This is a genomic window from Streptomyces sp. NPDC016459 (assembly GCF_040632845.1).
Classification (GTDB): Bacteria; Actinomycetota; Actinomycetes; order Streptomycetales; family Streptomycetaceae; genus Streptomyces.
In genome coordinates, this window is record NZ_JBEYCR010000013.1 from 46,115 (window position 1) to 65,717 (window position 19,603).

20 protein-coding genes are annotated in these 19,603 nt (G+C 72.1%); 14 read left to right on the forward strand and 6 right to left on the reverse strand.

Annotation, left to right across the window (positions count from 1 at the left end; genetic code table 11):
- Window positions 1–10 precede the first annotated feature (10 nt).
- The 4 genes from ABZ567_RS25885 (at window position 11) to ABZ567_RS25900 (ending at window position 3,345) form a co-directional block, all read left to right on the forward strand.
- Entirely contained in the window at window positions 11–694 is a 684-nt protein-coding gene (locus ABZ567_RS25885; protein ID WP_360793942.1) for a TetR/AcrR family transcriptional regulator C-terminal domain-containing protein, read from the forward strand.
- Between the two features lie 18 nt (window positions 695–712).
- Window positions 713–1,408, forward strand: coding sequence for a winged helix-turn-helix domain-containing protein (locus tag ABZ567_RS25890; protein WP_360793944.1), 696 nt, complete (start codon window positions 713–715; stop codon window positions 1,406–1,408).
- A gap of 135 nt (window positions 1,409–1,543) precedes the next feature.
- Window positions 1,544–2,455, forward strand: a complete 912-nt coding sequence (locus ABZ567_RS25895) for a DMT family transporter (RefSeq protein WP_360793946.1) — start codon at window positions 1,544–1,546, stop codon at window positions 2,453–2,455.
- A gap of 212 nt (window positions 2,456–2,667) precedes the next feature.
- A complete protein-coding gene (locus ABZ567_RS25900) occupies window positions 2,668–3,345 on the forward strand; it encodes a TetR family transcriptional regulator (RefSeq protein WP_360793948.1) in 678 nt (225 codons plus the stop codon).
- 52 nt (window positions 3,346–3,397) lie between these two features.
- On the opposite strand, the gene ABZ567_RS25905 is transcribed toward ABZ567_RS25900, so the two are convergent.
- The gene (locus ABZ567_RS25905; RefSeq protein WP_360793950.1) at window positions 3,398–4,060 is read right to left on the reverse strand and encodes a helix-turn-helix domain-containing protein; all 663 of its coding nucleotides are present in this window, start codon (window positions 4,058–4,060) and stop codon (window positions 3,398–3,400) included.
- Window positions 4,061–4,183: 123 nt separating this feature from the next.
- Between ABZ567_RS25905 and ABZ567_RS25910 the strand changes: the two genes are divergently transcribed.
- The 10 genes from ABZ567_RS25910 (at window position 4,184) to ABZ567_RS25955 (ending at window position 13,254) form a co-directional block, all read left to right on the forward strand.
- The gene (locus ABZ567_RS25910) at window positions 4,184–5,122 is read left to right on the forward strand and encodes a DMT family transporter (protein ID WP_360793952.1); all 939 of its coding nucleotides are present in this window, start codon (window positions 4,184–4,186) and stop codon (window positions 5,120–5,122) included.
- Window positions 5,123–5,190: 68 nt separating this feature from the next.
- Window positions 5,191–5,991, forward strand: coding sequence for an MBL fold metallo-hydrolase (locus tag ABZ567_RS25915; protein ID WP_360793954.1), 801 nt, complete (start codon window positions 5,191–5,193; stop codon window positions 5,989–5,991).
- A gap of 34 nt (window positions 5,992–6,025) precedes the next feature.
- Window positions 6,026–6,727, forward strand: a complete 702-nt coding sequence (locus ABZ567_RS25920; protein WP_360793956.1) for a DsbA family protein — start codon at window positions 6,026–6,028, stop codon at window positions 6,725–6,727.
- A gap of 228 nt (window positions 6,728–6,955) precedes the next feature.
- Window positions 6,956–8,134, forward strand: a complete 1,179-nt coding sequence (locus tag ABZ567_RS25925) for a pyridoxal phosphate-dependent aminotransferase (RefSeq protein ID WP_360793958.1) — start codon at window positions 6,956–6,958, stop codon at window positions 8,132–8,134.
- Window positions 8,124–8,657 (forward strand): DUF6190 family protein, encoded by a 534-nt coding sequence (locus ABZ567_RS25930; protein WP_360793960.1) that lies wholly within the window; start codon window positions 8,124–8,126, stop codon window positions 8,655–8,657. The genes ABZ567_RS25925 and ABZ567_RS25930 overlap by 11 nt, the downstream gene beginning before the upstream one ends.
- 25 nt (window positions 8,658–8,682) lie before the next feature.
- A complete protein-coding gene (locus tag ABZ567_RS25935; RefSeq protein WP_360793962.1) occupies window positions 8,683–9,486 on the forward strand; it encodes a dihydrodipicolinate synthase family protein in 804 nt (267 codons plus the stop codon).
- Entirely contained in the window at window positions 9,483–10,355 is an 873-nt protein-coding gene (locus tag ABZ567_RS25940; RefSeq protein WP_360793964.1) for an iron-containing redox enzyme family protein, read from the forward strand. The genes ABZ567_RS25935 and ABZ567_RS25940 overlap by 4 nt, the downstream gene beginning before the upstream one ends.
- Complete coding sequence (locus ABZ567_RS25945; protein WP_360793966.1) at window positions 10,352–10,792, forward strand: Rieske (2Fe-2S) protein; 441 nt, start codon at window positions 10,352–10,354, stop codon at window positions 10,790–10,792. The genes ABZ567_RS25940 and ABZ567_RS25945 overlap by 4 nt, the downstream gene beginning before the upstream one ends.
- Complete coding sequence (locus tag ABZ567_RS25950; protein WP_360793968.1) at window positions 10,789–12,237, forward strand: cytosine permease; 1,449 nt, start codon at window positions 10,789–10,791, stop codon at window positions 12,235–12,237. The genes ABZ567_RS25945 and ABZ567_RS25950 overlap by 4 nt, the downstream gene beginning before the upstream one ends.
- Window positions 12,238–12,333: 96 nt before the next feature.
- Window positions 12,334–13,254 carry a PDR/VanB family oxidoreductase gene (locus ABZ567_RS25955; RefSeq protein WP_360793970.1) on the forward strand — a complete coding sequence of 307 codons (921 nt, stop codon included), beginning with the start codon at window positions 12,334–12,336 and terminating at the stop codon, window positions 13,252–13,254.
- A gap of 72 nt (window positions 13,255–13,326) precedes the next feature.
- Here ABZ567_RS25955 and ABZ567_RS25960 read toward each other — a convergent pair whose 3' ends face one another.
- From ABZ567_RS25960 to ABZ567_RS25980, 5 genes are all read right to left on the reverse strand, one after another.
- Complete coding sequence (locus ABZ567_RS25960) at window positions 13,327–14,406, reverse strand: Zn-dependent alcohol dehydrogenase (RefSeq protein WP_360793972.1); 1,080 nt, start codon at window positions 14,404–14,406, stop codon at window positions 13,327–13,329.
- Window positions 14,407–14,590: 184 nt separating this feature from the next.
- Window positions 14,591–15,991 carry an aldehyde dehydrogenase family protein gene (locus ABZ567_RS25965; protein WP_360793974.1) on the reverse strand — a complete coding sequence of 467 codons (1,401 nt, stop codon included), beginning with the start codon at window positions 15,989–15,991 and terminating at the stop codon, window positions 14,591–14,593.
- A gap of 324 nt (window positions 15,992–16,315) precedes the next feature.
- Entirely contained in the window at window positions 16,316–17,086 is a 771-nt protein-coding gene (locus ABZ567_RS25970) for a class F sortase (protein WP_360793976.1), read from the reverse strand.
- A complete protein-coding gene (locus ABZ567_RS25975) occupies window positions 17,073–17,729 on the reverse strand; it encodes a hypothetical protein (RefSeq protein ID WP_360793978.1) in 657 nt (218 codons plus the stop codon). The genes ABZ567_RS25970 and ABZ567_RS25975 overlap by 14 nt, the downstream gene beginning before the upstream one ends.
- 278 nt (window positions 17,730–18,007) lie before the next feature.
- Window positions 18,008–19,471, reverse strand: a complete 1,464-nt coding sequence (locus ABZ567_RS25980; protein WP_360793980.1) for a citrate:proton symporter — start codon at window positions 19,469–19,471, stop codon at window positions 18,008–18,010.
- Window positions 19,472–19,603 lie beyond the last annotated feature (132 nt).

Genomic DNA, 19,603 nt, shown 5'->3' on the forward strand with positions numbered 1-19,603 from the left:
TATGTGCGCCATGGCCCGACCGCGCAAGCCCCTGCTCAGCCGAGACCGCATCGTGGAGACGGCGGGCGCCCTCGTGGACGCGGAGGGCCTCGGCGCGCTCTCCACGCGCCGGCTCGCGGCCGAACTCGGAGTGAGCGGGCCCTCGCTGTACAACCACTTCCGCACGAAGGACGAGATCCTCGACGCCGTCGCCGACGCGGTGAGCGCGAAGATCGACCTGTCGATGTTCACGGAGACGGACGGCCGCGACTGGGTGACGGCGCTGCGGGACTGGGCCGTGTCCTACCGAGCCGCCCTCGCCGACCACCCGCACATCGTCCCGGTCCTCGCCCAGGGCCCCGGCCGCCGCCCGGCCGGTCTGCGCGTCGCGGACGCCGTCTTCGGCGCGATGGTCCGGGCGGGCTGGCCCCCGGCCCAGGCCACCTCCATCGGCGCACTGATGCGGTACTTCATCACCGGCTCCGCGCTCGGCTCCTTCGCCCGTGGCTTCGTCGACGACGAGTCGGCCTACGACCCGGCCGACTACCCCCACCTCGGCCAGGCCCACCTCCTCGCGGAGCACCGCCAGAAGGTCGACGAGGGCGCATTCGACACGGGCCTGCGGGCCCTGCTCGACGGGTTGCGGCTCCAGTACGACACCCTCGGCGGGCGATCCGGGAACTCCTTCGGCGCTTCGGCCACGACCGAAGCGTGAGTGCGGGAGGCTGGCCCCATGGCAGCCAGTGACCTCGCCGCGCTCGCGGCGCTCCTCGCGGACGAGACCCGCGCCGCGTTCCTGCTCGCCCTGCTCGACGGAAGGGCCTGGACAGCCGGTGAGCTCGCCCGGCACGCGGGCGTGGCCCCGTCCACCACGAGCGAGCACCTCGGCAAGCTCGTCTCCGGCGGGGTGCTCGCGGAGGAACGGCAGGGACGCCACCGGTACGTGCGCCTCGCCGACCCCGGGATCGCGCACCTCGTCGAGGACCTGGCCGCCCGCTCCGAACCGGCGGTGGCCGCGCCGCCCCGCTCGCTGGGGGCCGCGAGCGCCGGGCGGGCGATGGCCCGGGGGCGGACCTGCTACGACCACCTCGCGGGGCGGCTCGGCATCGTCGTGACGGAGGCGATGACCGTGCGCGGTCTGCTGCGCCAGGACACCGGGTTCGCGCTCACGGACCGGGGCCTGGCCTGGTTCGACGAGCTGGGCGTCCCCCTCGTACGCCGGGGGCGGCGGCCCGTCGCGCGCGGCTGCCTCGACTGGACCGAGCGGAAGCCGCACCTCGCCGGGGTCGCGGGCGCCGCGCTGTGCGGGCACGCGCTGGACGCCGGATGGTGCGTACGGATCGGCTCCGAGCGGGCCGTGAAAGTCACCGAGGCGGGCGAGAGCGCGCTGTACGCGTCCCTTGGCATCGCTCCGACGGACCTGCGGTGATACCGCTACGAGCCCGGAGCGCACCGGGTCGGGGGCGCGGTGGTGGCGCCGGGCCGGACGCGAACGGCGGGCGCCGATCCACCGCCCGGTGATCTTGCGGTGAGCGCCGAAGGGTCCGCGTTCTACGGTCGGGGCATGCAGAAGCAATCCTCGCGGCTCGCCTTCGCCGCCGCCGGTGTCACCGTGGTCCTCTGGGCCTCCGCCTTCGTCTCCATCCGCAGCGCCGGGGAGGCGTACTCCCCAGGCGCTCTGGCGCTCGGGCGGCTGCTCGCGGGAACGCTGGTCCTCGTGGCCGTCCTCCTGGTCCGGCGTGAAGGGCTGCCGCCCCGGGCGGCCTGGCCGGGGATCGTGGTCTCGGGCCTGCTCTGGTTCGGGGTGTACATGGTGGTGCTCAACTGGGGCGAGCAGGAGGTCGACGCGGGCACGGCCGCGATGGTGGTGAACGTCGGGCCGATCCTGATCGCGCTGCTCGGCGCCCGGTTCCTCCAGGAGTCGCTGCCGCCGCGGCTGCTCGCGGGCATGGCGGTGTCCTTCGCGGGGGCGGTGACCGTGGGCCTGTCGATGTCCGCCGGGTCCGGCGGGCACACGTCGGTACTGGGGGTGCTGCTCTGCCTGCTGGCGGCGATGGCGTACGCGGGCGGGGTCGTGGCCCAGAAGCCGGCGCTCGCGCACGGCAGCGCGCTCCAGGTGACGACCTTCGGGTGCCTGGTGGGAGCGACGGCCTGCCTGCCGTTCGCCGGGCAGCTGGTCGAGGAGGCGGCCCGCGCCCCGCTGTCGGCGACCCTCAACATGGTCTATCTGGGCGTCTTCCCGACCGCGCTCGCGTTCACGACCTGGGCCTACGCCCTGGCGCGTACGACCGCCGGACGGATGGGCGCGACGACGTACGCCGTGCCCGCTCTCGTCGTCGTCATGGCGTGGGTGTTCCTGGGTGAGCTGCCGGGTCTGCTCACTCTCGCCGGCGGTGCGCTGTGCCTGGCGGGCGTGGCCGTTTCCCGATCACGCCCGCGGGCTTCGATCGCCTCCGGAACGGCTGGATCCACCTGACAGGCCGTACCTCCTGTTCCGGTCACTTCGCGGACGGAAGACGGGGGATCGGTGCCCGCGACCTGGAGTGGAGATGCCCGTCAAGCCCCAGTTTCGGCCCGTGCGACGGCGAGGTACGTTTCGCCGCCTCTCGGCCGGATAGTTTCGAGTCGGTCACAGACATGGGCCGGAACATATCGGTCCGGCACCTACGCGCATCGACGGGGGAACTCATGGCGATTCAACAGCGGGCGGAACGGACGAGACAGGAAATCCTGTCGGCAGCCGCGAGGGTGTTCGACGGGCTCGGATACGAGCGGGCCTCCCTGGCCCGGATAGCCGGGGAGGCCCGGGTCACCACCGGGGCCCTCGTCTTCCACTTCGCGACGAAGGCGGATCTGGCGACGGCGGTCCGCGGGCGGGCCCGCGCGGTCACCCGGATCACGGTCGAGTCGGCCTGCCTGTCCACGGAGGGCGTGGGCGGCACCGCGATCGACAAGCTGGTGATCGCCACCCACGCGCTGATCCGGCTCTTCGAGACGGATCCGATGGCACGGGCCGGCGAACGCCTCGCACGGGAACTGCAGTTAACCGGACCGGGGTTATCCGAGGACTGCCCCTGGCGGCGGGAGGTGGCCCGTCTGGCCCGCTTCGCCGCGGCCGAGAAGGCCCTGCGCCCCGGCGTGGACGCGGCGGCGGTCGCGGCGCTGATCGGCTACGTGATCACCGGGGTCGAGCTGGAGATGCGCGGCCCCGGCACCCCGACGGAAGAGACCTGGTCCTCGGACGAGGGCTTCCGGAGCGCCGAGACCGGCGCGTTGCACGTCCCGGCCGAGCAACGACTCAGCCGCATCTGGAAGTTGATTCTGCCGGGCCTGGTCCACCCGGCCACCGGCCCGCAATCCCCCTAGGACCTGCCTTCCGCGGTTCACGACGGGGACGCGGTCCCGAACCGGACCCTCCTCACTCCCCCGACCGCAGCAGCTGGCGGGCGAAGAGCGCCAGGGACCGGCCGATGCGCTCGGTGGACAGGCCCAGCTCGCGCCGCTGGAACTGGAAGAGCTCGGGCGACAGCGGGCCGAGCGCGATGTCGATCAGCGGGTCCGGGTCCTCGACCCCGTGGTCGACGAGCAGGGTACGGACGTGGACGCGCCAGAAGCCGTAGGCGCCCGTCCGGAACCGCGCGGGCCCGGTCTCCGCCCCCAGCGCCAGCGGCAGGTGCCGTTCGAGCAGGTCGAGCATCGCCAGGTAGAACGCGGCGAGCCGCTCCCCCGCGGGGGCACCGGGCCCCAGCGGCGGGGGCCCGTAGATCAGCTGCCCCTGGAGGCGGCGCTCGTGCTCGTCGAGCAGCGCGACGGCGACCGACGACGGATCGGGGAAGCTCCGGTACAGCGTGGCGCGGCCGACCCCGGCCGCCTTGGCGATCTTGTCCATGGTGACCGACCGGGGGTCCTGCTCGGCGAAGAGCTGCTCGGCCGCGGCCAGGATCTGGGCCCGGTTGCGTTCCGCGTCCGCGCGCCGGCGCGGGGCGACCGGCTGTTCGTCGACCGCCTGAAGATCGCCAAGGAGCCCGCCGACCCGGTGCACGGAGGCGGCTCCACGACCGCGCTGCTCGTCGTCGCTCATGGCCCAGACCTTACTTCCCCCGGAGCTAAGTGGACACCTTGTCCGCTTGATGGCTGTCATGGCATGCTAAGCGGACTCAGTGTCCACTTACCCCGCTCGCCATCCCGCCCCAGGGAGATCAAGATGCACACCGCGCTCCTCGCCGCGGCCCTGCTGGTCGGTTGCCTCCTGGCCGTCCAGGCCTCGGTGAACCTCCAGCTCAACTCCGCCGTCGGCACCCCCTACGGCGCCTCGACCATCCAGCTCGGCGTCGCCACCGGTCTGCTGACCGTCCTCGCGGTGGCGGCCGGAGCCCTCGGCGCCCTCGGCAAACTGCCCGACGTCGAGGCCTGGCAGCTCCTGGGCGGCCTCGCGAGTCCGCTCTACATCACCAGCGGCATCCTGCTCTTCCCGCGACTCGGAGCCCTCGCCGCGGTCGGGCTCTTCGTCACGGGCCAGATGTTCGCCTCGCTCGCGCTCGACCTCTTCGGTCTGCTCGGCCTCGAACAGAAGGACCTCAGCGCCGGGATCGTCATCGGCGCCGTGGCCGTGCTCGCCGGCATCGTCGTGATCATCCGGGGCATGAAGGCCGCCGCTCCTCCCGGCGCCCCCAGGATGTCGAGCGCCGGCCGCGTCGGCTGGCTCGTCCTCGGTGTCGTCGCCGGCGCCGTGCTGCCCGTGCAGGGCGCGGTCAACGCACAGCTGCGCGCCCAGCTCAAGGAGCCCATCACCGTCGCCGTGATCAGCTTCGCCGTGGCGACCTTCACCATCGCCGTCGTCCTGCTCGTGCTCTACGCGACCCGCCGCACCCCCAAGCCCAAGATCGCGCCGCTGAAGAGGATGCCCTGGTGGGGTTGGCTCGGTGGCGCCTGCGCCGCCGCCTACGTCACCGGGACCTTCCTGCTCATCCCCTCCATCGGGGCGGCCGTGACCATCGCGCTCACCGTGACGGGCCAGCAGCTCACCTCGGCGCTGATCGACCACAAGGGCCTGTTCAAGCTCCCCCAGCGCTCCCTCACGAAGCCGCGCGCCCTGGGCCTCGTCCTGCTGATCGCCGGCTCCCTGACCATCCAGCTCGTCTGACCGGGGCCGCCCGTCCCGGGTCCCGCCCGGGGGCCACGGCCCGCTCGGTGCGTCATGAAAGGTGCGACATGAAACCGTCCTACACCGCCGGGCCGGACATCCACGTCCTCCCCTCGGCGCTACCCATACCGGGCCTCGGCGACCAGCCGGTGAACGCCTTCCTCGTACGGTCCGGCCAGCCGCTCCTCGTGGACACCGGCATGCCCGTGGACCGGCAGGGCTTCCTGGACTCCCTCTGGTCGCTGATCGAGCCCGCCGACCTGCGCTGGGTCGTCGTCACCCACGACGACCGCGACCACACCGGAGCCCTCGCGGACATCCTGGCGGCCGCGCCGCACGCGAAGGTCCTCGCCAACGCGATATCGGTGACGCGAATATCCGAAGAGTTCAGCATTCCGCAGGACCGGGTGGTGACCGCGAACCCGGGAAGCCGGGTGAAAATCGGAGACCGTGAGCTGAGTTTTCACCGGCCGCCCACGTTCGATTCACCCGGAACCCTCGCCGTGTTCGACCACTCCGATGGAACGCTCTACAGCTCCGACAGCTTCGGCACCGTCGTCGAGGAAATACGCCAGGACTTCGCCGACCTTTCCGAGGAGGAATTCTTCCACGGATTCGACGTCCTGAACCGGGCGATAGCGCCGTGGACCGCGCTGGTCGACGAGAGGAAGTTCCTCCGGCCGGTGCGCGAGCTGGCCGCCCTGCGCCCCGCCCGGCTGCTCAGCGCCCACGGGCCGACCGTCCGCGAGGACTCCGTGCCCCGGCTCTTCCGGGCGATGGCCCGCATCCCCTCCCTGCCCGCCTGGCTGCCCGGCGCCGACCTCGACATCGAGGCGGCGCTCGACGCCATCGAGTCCCCCGCCGGCTGAGCCCGCTCCGCCGGCGCACGAACCGAGGAGAACCATGCCCGACCCGACCACCGCCGACCTGACCCCGCCGCGCGGAGTCGTCACCGTCTTCTCCGACATCTGGTGTTCCTTCGCGCACATCGCCGTGCACCGGCTGCACGCCACCCGGGCCCGGCTCGGCCTGGAGGAGCAGGTCGCCTTCGACCTGCGCGCGTTCCCCCTCGAACTGCTCAACGACGCTCCGAGCCCTCGACCGGGCACGGACAGCGAGGTCGCCCGGATGGCCAGCCTGGAGCCGTCCGCCGGCTGGCAGCTGTGGCAGGCCAAGGACTGGCTCTACCCCTCCACGACCCTGCCCGCCCTCGAGGCCGTGCTCGCCGCCAAGGAGCAGAGCCTGAACGCCTCCGAGCAGCTCGACCTCGGGCTGCGCCGGGCCTTCTGGGCCGAGTCGCGCTGCATCAGCCACCGCAAGGTGATCCTGGACGTGGCCGCCGACACCGGCGCGGTCGACGTCGACGCCCTCACCGAGGCGCTGGACGACGGGCGCGCGCGCCGGGCCCTTGCGGACCAGGCCGCGCAGTCCAGGACCGACCGGATCAACTGCAGCCCCCATCTGTTCCTGCCCGACGGCTCCGACGAGGCCAACCCCGGCATCGAGGTGGGCTGGGAGGGCTCGTACGGCATCGGCTGGCCGGTGATCCACTCGGACGACCCGAAGGTATACGAGGACATCCTGCTGCGGGCCGCCACTGAATAGCTGAAAGGCCGCCACAGGCGACATAACAAGCCGGAGAAAGCGGGAACGACGGTCAGGCATTCCTTTCGAGGAATGCCCGACCGTCGTTCCTTTTTTTCGCCAGGAGAACATCGCGGTGATTATTAATTGCGTGACCCGGCTGTTATTCGCAAGGCCGGTCGAAGCTCCTACAGTCGTTCACGCCGCCGGAATTCCGGACGGAGATTCGTATCGACAGCGGGAGTTCTCATGTCGTTGACCGACAAGGCAGACGTCAGCACGTTCGTCGACCTCACCCAGCACGAGATCGAAGCCCTGAAGACCCGGTTCAACCTGGCCGACGCGCATACCCACCAGCGTCAGTCCGCGTCCCAGGAGCGAATCGTCTCGCGGCTCCCCGAGCTCTGGCACGAGTCCGAGTCGAAGCAGCAGGCGCACTTCGAGCGGCAGTTCCTCGACGCCTTCTTCCGGCTGCACCAGCAGCCCACCGCCCGTGCGATGGACCGCACGCTCCTTTCCTACTCCGCCAGCGTGTCGACCATGGTCGCCGGCATGTTCCTGAAGCAGCGCGGCAAGTCGGTGCAGCTGGTGGAGCCCTGCTTCGACAACCTGGTCGACCTGCTGCGCAACATGCAGGTGCCGATCTCCCCGCTCGCCGAGTCGGCGCTGCACGACAAGGACGCCATCTACGAGCGGCTCGTCGAGCAGGTCGACGCGGACGCGATCTACCTCGTCGACCCAAACAACCCCACCGGTTTCACGTTGCTCGCGGAGAAGCTGGAGGGATTCCGCGAGGTGGTCCGCTACTGCGTGGACCACGACAAGGTCCTGGTGATGGACTTCTGCTTCGCCTCCTTCGCGCTCTGCGACGAGGGCATCGGCCGGGTCGACATCTACCAGCTCCTGGAGGAGTCGGGCGTCACGTACATGGTCATGGAGGACACCGGCAAGACGTGGCCGATCCAGGACGCCAAGTGCGCCATGATCACCGCCAGCCGGGACATCCAGGAGGAGGTCTACAACCTCCACACCAGCGTCCTGCTGAACGTCTCGCCCTTCGTCCTCAACATGGTCACCCAGTACGTCGAGGACTCCATCTCCGACGGCTTCGCCTCCGTCCGCGACATCATCCGCACCAACGGCGAAGCCGCCCGCGCCGCCCTCAGCGGCACCATCCTGGAGTTCCAGGAGCCGGTCGTGGGCACCAGCGTCGCCTGGTTCCGCATCAAGCCGGAAGACCTGACCGCCACCCGGCTCCAGGCCGTCCTCTTCGACGAGGAGGTGTACGTCCTGCCGGGGACCTTCTTCTACTGGAACACCAAGGAGAAGGGCGAACGCTTCATCCGTCTCGCCCTGGCCCGCGAGCCCGAGGTGTTCGCCGGCGCGATGGAGCGGATGCGGAAGGTGCTCGAGCGCTATGCGGTCTGACGCGCGGCCGGTGGTGTTCGTCGACGCCACCCTCTTCATGGGCATGCACAGCAAGGACGACGCCGTCCGCCTGGCCGCCAAGGCCTTCTTCGCGGGCCGGCTGGCCGCGGGGGACGCCGGCGGGGTCGTCATGAGCTGGGAACAGGTCGGCCGCTGCGACGACCTGGTGTGGGGCTACGAGCGAGGGGTGCAGGACGAGTACTACCCCTTCATGGACGTCCTCCACACCGACCTGGCCATCGAGCGCGCCGGCTACACCGAGGACGACATCCGCCGGGCCTGCACCACACCGGCGTTCGACGGCCTCCCCACGCACGAGCGGCTGCTGCTCGCCCAGGTCGTCGGCCGCGGGGGCGTCCTGCACACCGCGAGCCCCCGTCTGACGGGGAAGGCCGACCTGCCCGTCGTACCGATCGTGCCGGACGGTTCACACGGCACGGTCGCGGAAGCGTCGTTCCCCCCGTACCTGGAAGACCTCTACCAGCGGTCGCTGGTGCTGACGGTCGTCTCCGAAAACCTCTGAAGACATTCCGAAGGGCACCCTTCTCATGCCTGACACCTACTCCGGGACCGTCGTCCCGCTGATCACTCCCCTCGACGAGCACGGAACCGTCGACGAGCAGAGCGTCGCCCGCCTCCTGGACCACGTCCGGTCCGAGGTCAGCGGCCTCATGCCGGCCCTGACCTCCGGTGAGGGCTGGAAGCTCGACGCCCGCCAGTGGCAGGACATCGTCACGTACACCGTCAAGCACGCCGACGGCCTGCCCGTGCTCGCCGGCATCCAGCTCCCCGACACCGCCGCGGTGATCGACCGGGCCCGTACGGCCGCCGAGATCGGCGCCGACGCGGTCGTCGTCACCACGCCGTTCGGCGCCGACGTGACGCAGGACCAGATCGTCGCGCACTACCGGGCCATCCGCGCGGCCCTCGACATCCCGATCTTCCTCTACAACGAGGAGGCGCTGTCGGGCAACCGGATCGAGTTCGACACCCTCCTGTGGATCTGCGAGATCCCCGGGATCGTCGGCATCAAGGAGTCCAGCGGCGACGCCGCCTTCACCCGGAAGATGGCCGAGGCCGGCACCGGCATCCCCGTCTTCGAGGGCTGGGAGAACCTGCTCGTCGACGCCCGGGGCATCCAGGGCTTCATCGGCCCGCTGGCCAACCTCGAACCGGCCCTGTGCAACGCGATGCTGGTCGACCCGACCCCCGACCGCCAGGCGGAGATCAACACCGTCTGCGAGCGGTACGGAGTCTTCCGCGACGACTGGTACCGCTGGGTCAAGAAGGAACTGCACCAGCGGGGCGTCATCTCCTCCCCCACCACCCACGAGGAGGCGACGGCGGCATGAACACGCCCTCGTCCCACCTGTCCGTCCCGGTGGCCGCGCACTCGATCGCGGCCCCGGCCGCGACCTCCCAGCGCGAACTGCACAGCCTCTACCGGCGGGTCCCCAACCTCGGCGACTACGGGTCGATGACCGCGATCGAGGAGCGGTGGATCCTGCCCAAGGCACGGGCGTACGAGGCCTCGGCGCCCTCCTTCGGCTCGGCCGGCGAGCTGCTCCAGGCGCTCAAGCAGTTCCTCGCGGAGGAGGAGGCCGCGCTGCCGGAGAGCGCGACCTTCCTCGCCGAGCACGCCACGCTCGACCAGTTCAAGGTCGTGGTACGGCAGTTCGCCCTCGACGGTCTCACCGAGTCCGAGTCGCTGCTGCCGGTGGTGCCCCGGCTGCCGTACCGCTCGGCGATGGCGGTCTTCCGGGTCCTCATCGACGAACTCGGCTGCGGCAACGAGGAGAAGGCACACTCCCAGCTCTACCGCGACCTGCTCACCGAGCTCGGCATGAGCCTGCGGCTCGACGACTACCTCGACGAGACGGTCCCGGAGTGCTTCGCGTACGTCAACATGTTCCACTGGCTGGCGAGCCGGGCGCCCTCGCCCCAGTACTTCCTGGGGGCGTACGCCTACTTCGAGACCAGTGTGCTGTACGCCTTCCAGAGCTTCGCGCGGGCGGCGCGGCGGCTCGGGGTCGTCCACGACGCCTACTACACCGAGCACCTCTACATCGACTCGTACCACAGCAACCACATGCGTACGGCGATCCGGTCGCTGGAGGAGCCGGACCTGGCGAAGATCTGGGCGGGGGTCAGACTGGCCTCCGACATCGTCGGCGCGGCCACGGAGGCGGCCGTCGCACGGGCGCGGGAGACCGTCGCATGACGACCGTGCCCGCCGCGCGGCGGAGCTCCGACGAACCCACCGTCCGCCAGGTGACCGAGGACCTGGTCCTGGTCGAGGTCGCCGGCCGCAAGGTCCTCGCGGCCGCGGTCTGCCCGCACCGCGGGGGCCGGCTCAAGTACGGCCGGGTCGACGGGAACAGGCTGCGGATCACCTGCCCCCTGCACCACACGACCTTCGACCTGACGAGCGGCGAGCGCACGTCGGGTGCGGTGTGCGCGGCCCTGCGCGTGGTCGACGTCCTGCCGGGCGAGTCCGCGGCGCCGGTCGCGGCCGGGGACGGGCAGGGCGCGGCCGGGGGCGATATGCCGTCCGAGCGTGGCAAGGCGGCCGAGACCGGGTTGCCCTCCGGCCAGGGTGGCACGGCCGGGAGCGACCGGCCCTCCGGGCAGGGCGGCGCGGGCGGGGGCGCCTCATGACCACCACACCGACCGGGGCGGCGCCCATCGTGGTGCCGCCCCGTGCGGGGACCGACCACGACGGCATCGCGCCGGTGCCCGAGGCCGAACGCACCTCGACACCGGGCGACTTCGGCTGGATCTGGCCCTCCGCGCAGTTCTCGTTCGGCACGGTCGTCCTCGGCGCGCTGCCCGTCGTCTTCGGCCTGGGCTGGTGGGCCTCGGCGAGCGCCATCGCGGTGGGCGTCGCCGTCGGCACGGTGCTCCTCGCGCCGCTGGCCCGGTTCGGCGTCCGTACCGGCACCAACGACCCCGTGGCGAGCGGCGCGCACTTCGGCGTACGAGGCCGGGTCGTCGGCAACACCCTCACGGTCGTGACCGCGCTCGGGTTCTTCGCGATCGCCGTGTGGACGGGCGGCACCGCCGTCATGGTCGCCGGCCACCGGCTCCTCGGCACCCCCACGGGCCCCGGCGCCCTGACCGCCGCGATGTTCGTGACGGCGGCCGCGGTCGCGCTGGTCGCCGTGCGCGGCCACCAGACCCTGGTCCGCACCTACAAGGTGACCGCGGTCACCGGGGGCGTGGTCCTCCTCGGCACCGTGCTCGTCCTCGCCCCGGACTTCGACGCGGGCTACGCCGGCGGGACGCTCGCCCTCGACAGCGCCTTCCACACCTGGCTGCTCGCGGCGACCGCCTCCGCCACCGTGCCCTTGTCGTACGCCACCTTCCAGGGCGACTACACCCGCTTCATGCCCTCCGCCACGCCCACCGGCCGGGTGGTGCGGGCCAGCGGGATCTCCATGTTCCTCAGCAGTATCGTCGCGCTCCTCACCGGCGCGTATGTGACGACCCTCTTCCCCGTGCCCGACGAACCGTGGCTCCAGGGTCTGACGGACGCGGTGCCGGGCTGGTTCGCGGTGGCGGTCGTGGTCTTCGGCTTCGCGGGCACCCTGCCGCAGGCGGGACTGTGTCTGTACGCGGCCGGGCTCTCCGCCAACTCGGTGTTCTGGCGCTCCTCACGGGCCGCCGTGACCACCGTGGTCGCGCTGCTCGCGGCGGCGGTGCTGTACCTCGGCGCGGTGGTGTACGACGCCATGGACGCGATGTCGGCGTTCGTGACACTGCTGCTCACGGTCGTCGCCCCGTGGGCGGCGGTGCTCTCCGTCGGGTACGTGCTCCACCGGGGCCGGTACGACGCGGAGGCGCTGCGCACCTTCACCACGGGCGGGGGCGGGCGGTACTGGTACACGGGCGGGGTCAACGCGCGGGCCGCGGCGGCCTTCGCGGCCGGTTCCGTCGTCGGTGTGCTGTGGGTCAACAACCCCCTGTACACCGGCCCGTTGACCGGGCTCACGGGTGGGGTCGACCTGAGTCTGCCGGCCTCCTTCGTGGTCGCGGCCGCGTTGTACGGGGCCCTGTGCCGCGTATGGCCGGAACCGCTGCTCCCGCCCACCGGCGGCCGTTGATCCCGCTTCCCGGGGCCGTGGCTTCACCCGCCGACGGCCGTCGGTCCCGCTCACCGACGGCCGTCGATCCCGCTCACTCACCGAGGTGGCTCATTCATGTCCATGTTCCGACTCGTGGTCCGGACGGTCGTCGAGGAGGCGGAAGGCGTCCGGGGCCTGCTTCTCGCCGACCCCGCGGGAGCCGAACTGGCCCCGTGGGAGCCGGGGGCGCACCTGGAGGTGACCCTGCCGTCGGGGGCTGTCCGGCACTACTCCCTGTGCGGTGATCCAGCCGACCGGAGCGTGTACCGGCTCGGGGTGCTGCGGGAACCCGTGGGCCGGGGCGGATCGGAGGAGGTCCACCGCGCCGTCGGGGAGGGCACGCTCCTCGGGGTGCGGGGCCCGTTCAACCGTTTCCCGCTGGTGCCCGCCGAGCGCTATCTGTTCGTGGCGGGCGGCATCGGCATCACCCCGCTGCTGCCGATGCTCCGTTCCCTGCGGCCCGGGACGTGGTCCCTGCTGTACGGGGGCCGGAGCCTGGCGTCGATGGCGTACCGCGAGGAGCTCGCTGGGCTCCCCGGGGTCACGCTCGTCCCGCAGGACACGGCGGGGCTCCCCGACCTGGACACCGCCCTCGGGGAGCTGGACCCGTCGACGGCCGTGTACTGCTGCGGCCCCGAGGGGCTGCTGCGGGCGGTGGAGGAGCGGTGGCGCGGGCCGCTGCACACGGAGCGGTTCGGGGCGGCTCCCTCCGACGGGGCCGCCGCGTCGGACGGCTTCGAGGTGGAGTTGCGCCGAAGCGGCCGGACCGTGCGCGTGGAGCCCGGCGGGACCCTGCTCGACGCCGTGCGCGAGGTCGTGCCGGGGGTGGCGTACTCCTGCGAGGAGGGCTGGTGCGGCACCTGTGAGACGAAGGTGCTCGCGGGGACGCCCGAGCACCACGACTCCGTCCTGGGCGAGGAGGAGAAGGCGTCGGGGACGACCATGATGATCTGCGTGGGCCGCGCGCGCGGCGCCCGCCTCGTCCTGGACCTGTGAGACGCGGAGGCCCGTACCGGCATGGGGCCGGTACGGGCTTCCGCGTCTGCTCACGCCCTGGTCACACCGCGCTCAGAAGATCACCAGGGCCCGGCCGCCCTTGCCCGCGATCATGTTGTCGAAGGCACCCGGGATGCCGTCCAGGGTGATCCGCTCGGTCACGAGCGCACCGAGGTCGAACCGGCCCGCCCTGATGTGCTCGGCGAGGACCGGCAGGTCCACGGCCGGGTTCGAGTTGCCGTAGACGCAGCCCGCGAGGGTGCGGCCCCAGTGGAAGATCTCCAGGGCGTTGAAGGTGACCTGCTGGTCCTTGCCGCCGATGCCGACGACGGTGGTGCGGCCGCCGCGCCGGGTGGACTCCCAGGCGGTACGGATGGTGACGGCGCGGCCCACGCATTCGACGGCCACGTCGACACCCTGGCCCCCGGTCAGTTTCCGGATCTCCCGGGGGGTGGTCTCGGAGGCCACCACGTACTCGGTGGCTCCCGCCGCCCTCGCGAGGGCCTCCTTCTCCGGGGAGACGTCGACGGCGACGATCGTGGACGCGCCGGCGATGCGGGCGGCCTGGAGGGCGGAGAGACCCACCCCGCCGACACCGAAGACCGCGACGGACTCGCCGGCGCGGACCCGCGCGGAGTGGTGGACCGCACCCCAGCCGGTGAGGACGGCGCAGCCGAGCAGGGCCGCGTCGGTCAGTGGGATCCCGTCGGGGGCGGGCAGGACGCAGTTCGCTGCCACGACCGTCTCCTCGGCGAAGGCGGCGACGTTGAGACCGGGGTGGAGTTCCGTGCCGTCCTGGGTGCGGGCGTGGACGTTCGCGGCGCCGGCCAGGGCGCTGGCACAGAGCCAGATCTCCCCGAGCGAACAGGGGTGACAGGTCCCGCAGGAGGGGGCCCAGTTGAGGACCACGTCGTCGCCGGGGGCGATGTGGGCGACCCCCTCGCCGACGGAGACGACGGTGCCCGCGCCCTCGTGGCCGAGGACGGCGGGGACCGGCAGGCGCATGGTGCCGTCGGAGAGGGACAGGTCGGAGTGGCAGACGCCGGCGGCGGCGAGCCGGATGCGGACCTGGCCGGGGCCGGGCTCGGGGAGCTCGATGTCGGTGATCTCCAGCGGAGAGCCGACGGCGGGCAGGACTGCGGCGCGGATCACGCTTTTTGCTCCTTCTGCGCTCGGAACGGGCGGACGGGTCGGACGGGTCGGGCGGGTCTGGCGGGTCTGGCGGTCTGGCGGGTCGGGCGGTGGGAAGGACGGGAAGACCCGGAGATACGGAAGGCCCCGAGAGACGGAAGCCCGGATGGGCATCGGAAGTGCCCGAGCGGTCCGGGTCGCCCCGTCAGAACTGGAGGGACTTGGTCTGGAGGTATTCGCTGAGGCCGTGCGCGCCGAGTTCCCGGCCGACGCCCGACTGCTTGTACCCGCCGAAGGGGGCCAGCGGGTTGAACCGGCCGCCGTTGATGTCGACCTGGCCGGTCTCCATGCGCCGGGCGAAGGCGACGGCCTCCTCGGGCTCGCCCCAGACGGCTCCGGCGAGACCGTAGACGGTGCCGTTGGCGATGGCCAGGGCGTCGGCCTCGTCCTCGTACCGGAGGAGCGAGACGACCGGACCGAAGATCTCCTCCTGGGCGATCGTCATCTCCGGGGTGACGTCGGCGAAGACGGTCGGGGAGACGTAGTAGCCGGTCTCGCGCGGGGCCTCGGGGCCGCCGGCGACGAGTCGGGCGCCCTCCTCGATCCCCTTCTCGATGTAGCCGCGGACGCGTTGCTGCTGCTTGGCGTTGACGAGGGGGCCGACGCGCTCGCCGGGCACGTACTTGGCGACGGCCTCCGCGGCGAGCGCCACCGCCTCCTCGTAGCGGTCGGCGGGGATCAGCATCCGGGTCCAGGCACTGCACGTCTGGCCGGAGTTGGACATGACGTTGGCGATGCCGACCGCGACGGCCTTGGGGAGGTCGGCGCTCGGCAGAATCACGTTGGCGGACTTGCCGCCGAGTTCCAGGGCGACGCGCTTGACGGCGCCGCCCGCGAGCGCGCCGATGCCGCGGCCGACGGCGGTGGAGCCGGTGAAGGAGACGAGGTCCACGTCCGGGTGCTCGGCCAGGGCCTGCCCGGCGACCGGGCCGAGCCCCGTGACCAGGTTGAACACACCGGCGGGCAGGCCCGCCTCGTGGACGGCCTCGGCGAAGAGCTGCGCGACGAGCGGGGTGTCCTCCGCGGGCTTGAGGACGGTGGTGCAGCCGGCGGCGAGAGCCGGGGCGACCTTGGCGACGATCTGGTGGAGCGGGTAGTTCCAGGGGGTGATCGCGGCGACGACACCGACCGGCTCGGAGAGGACGGTCGAGTTGCCGACCTTCTCCTCGAAGGGGTGGGTGGCGGCCAGTTCGGCGTACGAGCCGGCCACGGCGATCGGCAGTCCCGCGTGGACGGCGGCGGCGAGCTGCGGCGGGGCGCCGAGTTCGGCGGTGACGGTGGCGGCGATCTCCTCCGCGCGGGCGGCCAGCGCGTCGCGCAGCGCGGCGATACGGGCGCCCCGCTCGGCGGGTGGGGTCGCGGCCCAGCCGGGCAGCGCGGCGCGGGCGGCGCGTACGGCGGCGTCGACGTCCTCGGCCGTACCGGCCGGGACATGGCCGATGACCTGCTCGTCCGCCGGGTTGATGACGGCGATGGTGTCGGAGCCTGACGCGGGGCGCCACTCCCCGCCGATGTACATAGCGTCGTGCGCGTCGTGGGCCTTCATGCGCTTCCCTCTCCTCACCCGGCCGCCGGTGCGGCGGCGTCGACCCAAACTAGCGCTGTTAGTTTTTTGGCGCCAGGGCTCCGGGACGTGCCCCCGGTCTCAGTACCGGACCGATCGTGCCGCCCCGCGGGGGCCCTGTCCACGGCGGAACCGGACGGCCGCGGAGGTCGGGAACCGGCGCGGGACCCCTGGACAGGGCCGGAGACACGCCGCCGCGCCCGGTGGACGCCCGCCGGGACGGGCGGGCCCACCGGGCGCGGCGGGGGGGAGGGCGAGGCGGGGACCCGGGTCTTCGCGTCCTCGGGTCCCCGGGTCCCCGGGTCCTCAGATCTTCTGGGCGATGTCGGTGAGGTGCGCGAAGACGACGATGTTCGCCTCGTAGCCCTTGGTGCGGTCGAAGTCTCCGCCGCAGGTCAGCAGCCGCAGTTCGGGCCGCCCGGTGGAGCCGTACACCTCTTTGTCGGGGAACTCGGCCTTGGTGTACGTACGGACGCGGTCGACCGTGAAGACGGCGACCCTGCCGTCGGCGCGGGCGACCCGGATGGTGTTGCCGGGGCTGAGCGCGTTGAGGTTCAGGAAGACGGCCGGCCCGGTGCGGGTGTCGCGGTGGCCGACGACGACGGCGGTCCCCCGCTCGCCCGGCGTGGCGCCCTTCGCGTACCAGCCGACGACCCGGGGGTTCTCGACCGGCGGTGTGGCGAGTCGTCCCGTGGCGTCGAGCCCCAGATCGATGAAGGGTGCCTCGATGGTGATGGCCGGCACCGCGAGGGTGGTCGGACGCGACCGGGCCAGTGGCGCGGGCGGGGCCGCGGGGCGGGCCGGGGGCGTGACCTTCGGCCGGGACCGGGGCGCGGCCTGCGCCGGAACCCCGGTCCGCGGCTTGGGATCCTGGGCCGCGGGGGGTCCGGCCGTCGCGGCCGCCCCGGCCCCGCCGGGGGCGGCGGGGCCGGCGGCGAGCGCCGGCCCGGCCGGTTCCTCGTCACCGGCCCACCAGACGCCTCCGGTCACCAGGACCACGGTGACGGTCACGGTCCTGGCGAGCCGGAACAGGCGCCGGCGCCTGCGCGTGAGGCGGGACGACCTACGCGGCGCCATCGTTGCGGCGGCGCGAGCGGCGGATCAGGACCAGACCCGCCGTGCCGGCGAGGCCGGCGGCGACGGCCGCCCCGACGCCGAAGCCGGAGGAGTCCTCGGCGGCGATCTGCGCGCTGCCGCCGCCGCCCGCGCCGACCGGGCCGTGCGGGGGCTTGTGGTGGCCGTTGCCGCCGTTGTGGTGGCCGCCGTTGTTCCCGTTCGGCGGGTTGGTGAAGTGGTCGCAGTCGACCTTGAAGACCTTGCTCTTCTTGGCCCCCTGCTGGCCCGTCCAGGTCCACTCGACCTTGTACATGCCGTCGGGGAGTTCGATGTCGGGGGTGTAGCCGTTGCCCGCCGGGTCGACGGTGATCGCGCCGACCCTGACCGCGCCGCCCTTCGGAGGCTGCGGCGAGATGGTCCAGTTGAGCAGCTGGAGGCCGTCGAAGCCGAGCGCGGACATGTAGAACGTGCAGACCTTGGGCTCGTTGCGCTGGTCGGCCTCCGGTGTGCGGGGCGGCTCGTCGGGACGCCCGGCGTGGTGGATCTTGACGTCGCCGTTGTCACCGGGGGCGGCGAAGGCGGCGGGTGCGCCCGCGAAGGCGATACCACTGAGGGTGAGAGCGGCTGCGGCGGCACTCAGGGGCCGGGCGAGGCGAACGGACATGCGGATTCCTCCGGGATGATGTCGTCGGATATCAACCGATAGTCTGACTATCAGTCATGACGCCGACACAGAGGGTGGCGACATGCGCGTCGCCACCCTCTGTCCCCCGTCCAGCCCAGAGGGGCCCGCGGCTCGGCCCGGTGACGGGCCCGGAGGGGCCCGCGGCTCGGCCCGGTGACGGGCCCGGAGGGGCCCGCGGCTCGGCCCCGCGCCGACCTGGAGGAGCCTGTGGCGCGGCGCGTTACGGCCTGGATGAACCAGCGGCTCGGCCGTGGCGCTCAGATGATCCCGAAGAGGACTCCCGCCGCGAGCACGACCAAGGACGTCAGCGCGGCCCACTTCACCGTGAACCGGGTGTGGTCACCGAACTCCACCTTCGCCATGCCGACCAGGACGTAGACGGCCGGCACCAGCGGGCTCGACATGTGCAGGGCCTGACCGACCAGCGAGGCCCGCGCGATCTCCAGGGGCGACACCCCGTGGGCGGCTCCCGCCTCGGCGAGGACCGGCAGGACGCCGAAGTAGAAGCCGTCGTTCGACATGAAGTAGGTGAGTGGCAGGCTGAGCACACCGGTGACCACGGCCATGTGCGGGCCCATGCCCTCGGGGATCGCGCCGACGAGCCAGTCGGCCATGTGCTCGACCATGCCCGTACCGGTCAGCACCCCGGTGAAGACGGCCGCGGCGAAGACCATGCCGGAGACGTTGAGGACGTTGTCGGCGTGGGCGGCGATACGTGCCTTCTGCTCCGCCATCTTCGGGTAGTTGACGGTGAGCGCGAGCGCGGCGCCGAGGAGGAACAGCACCGGGATCGGCAGCACTTCGAGGATCATCGCGGCCAGCAGCACGAGCGTCAGGCCGGCGTTGAACCAGTACAGCCGGGGGCGGAGCGTCGCGCGGTGGGGATCGAGCCCCTGGAAGTCACCGCCCGGTCCCGCGTCCGCTTCCGGTTCCGCTCCCGTGTCAGTGCCGGAGCCGGTGGTCTTGTCCGGGGCGCCGGTGGGGGCGCCGGCCGAGGTGACGGCCGCCGTGGCGTCCGCGCCGCTGCCCGTCCCGACAAGCACGGTCTCACTCTCGGTCTCGCTCTCGGTCTCGCTCTCCGGCACGAGGGCCTCGTCGAGCGTGAGGTAGCCGAGGCGTGCGCGTTCGCGGCGCCCCAGGACGTACGCGAGGACGAAGACGAAGAGCAGGCCCATGCCGAGGGCGGGGATCATCGGTACGAACACGTCGGCGGCGTCCAGCTTCAGCGCGGTCGCGGCGCGGGCCGTGGGGCCGCCCCAGGGCAGGGTGTTCATGACCCCGTTGGCGGTGGCGGCCACACCCGTCATGACCACGAGGCTCATGCCGAGCCGCTTGTAGAGCGGATACATCGCCGAGACGGTGATCATGAAGGTGGTGGAGCCGTCGCCGTCCAGCGAGACGATCGCGGCGAGCACCGCCGTACCCACGACGATCCGGACGGGATCGGCCTTGCAGAAGCGCAGGATGCCCCGGACGATCGGGTCGAAGAGGCCGACGTCGATCATGACGCCGAAGTAGACGATGGCGAACATCAGCATCGCGGCCGTCGGTGCCAGCTTGCCGACGCCTTCGATGACGTAGTCGCCGAGCTGGGGCCCCTGCCCGACCGCGACGCAGAAGAGCGCGGGGATCAGCACGAGCGCAGCGATCGGCGACATCTTTTTCGTCATGATCAGGACCAGGAAGGTCGCGATCATGGCGAAGCCGAGGACGGTCAGCATGGAGGGCACCTCACGTTCACCGTTGAACTGCCGCCGAGCGGCGGTCCGGATGACGCTAGGTGCCCTCTCCAGCCGTTAACAAGACGTTGACGCGTGAGCAATACGAGCAAAACCCCAGGTCAACGTAGGCGC

Bases quoted from the DNA above. Each gene is read 5' to 3' on its own strand.
- ABZ567_RS25930 (WP_360793960.1), top strand. From the start codon at position 8,124: ATGCGGTCTGACGCGCGGCCGGTGGTGTTCGTCGACGCCACCCTCTTC.
- ABZ567_RS25925 (WP_360793958.1), top strand. From the start codon at position 6,956: ATGTCGTTGACCGACAAGGCAGACGTCAGCACGTTCGTCGACCTCACC.
- ABZ567_RS25955 (WP_360793970.1), top strand. From the start codon at position 12,334: ATGTCCATGTTCCGACTCGTGGTCCGGACGGTCGTCGAGGAGGCGGAA.
- ABZ567_RS25910 (WP_360793952.1), top strand. From the start codon at position 4,184: ATGCACACCGCGCTCCTCGCCGCGGCCCTGCTGGTCGGTTGCCTCCTG.
- ABZ567_RS25885 (WP_360793942.1), top strand. From the start codon at position 11: ATGGCCCGACCGCGCAAGCCCCTGCTCAGCCGAGACCGCATCGTGGAG.
- ABZ567_RS25905 (WP_360793950.1), bottom strand. From the start codon at position 4,060: ATGAGCGACGACGAGCAGCGCGGTCGTGGAGCCGCCTCCGTGCACCGG.
- ABZ567_RS25890 (WP_360793944.1), top strand. From the start codon at position 713: ATGGCAGCCAGTGACCTCGCCGCGCTCGCGGCGCTCCTCGCGGACGAG.
- ABZ567_RS25940 (WP_360793964.1), top strand. From the start codon at position 9,483: ATGAACACGCCCTCGTCCCACCTGTCCGTCCCGGTGGCCGCGCACTCG.
- ABZ567_RS25950 (WP_360793968.1), top strand. From the start codon at position 10,789: ATGACCACCACACCGACCGGGGCGGCGCCCATCGTGGTGCCGCCCCGT.
- ABZ567_RS25900 (WP_360793948.1), top strand. From the start codon at position 2,668: ATGGCGATTCAACAGCGGGCGGAACGGACGAGACAGGAAATCCTGTCG.
- ABZ567_RS25980 (WP_360793980.1), bottom strand. From the start codon at position 19,471: ATGCTGACCGTCCTCGGCTTCGCCATGATCGCGACCTTCCTGGTCCTG.
- ABZ567_RS25920 (WP_360793956.1), top strand. From the start codon at position 6,026: ATGCCCGACCCGACCACCGCCGACCTGACCCCGCCGCGCGGAGTCGTC.
- ABZ567_RS25945 (WP_360793966.1), top strand. From the start codon at position 10,352: ATGACGACCGTGCCCGCCGCGCGGCGGAGCTCCGACGAACCCACCGTC.
- ABZ567_RS25970 (WP_360793976.1), bottom strand. From the start codon at position 17,086: ATGGCGCCGCGTAGGTCGTCCCGCCTCACGCGCAGGCGCCGGCGCCTG.
- ABZ567_RS25915 (WP_360793954.1), top strand. From the start codon at position 5,191: ATGAAACCGTCCTACACCGCCGGGCCGGACATCCACGTCCTCCCCTCG.
- ABZ567_RS25965 (WP_360793974.1), bottom strand. From the start codon at position 15,991: ATGAAGGCCCACGACGCGCACGACGCTATGTACATCGGCGGGGAGTGG.
- ABZ567_RS25975 (WP_360793978.1), bottom strand. From the start codon at position 17,729: ATGTCCGTTCGCCTCGCCCGGCCCCTGAGTGCCGCCGCAGCCGCTCTC.
- ABZ567_RS25895 (WP_360793946.1), top strand. From the start codon at position 1,544: ATGCAGAAGCAATCCTCGCGGCTCGCCTTCGCCGCCGCCGGTGTCACC.
- ABZ567_RS25935 (WP_360793962.1), top strand. From the start codon at position 8,683: ATGCCTGACACCTACTCCGGGACCGTCGTCCCGCTGATCACTCCCCTC.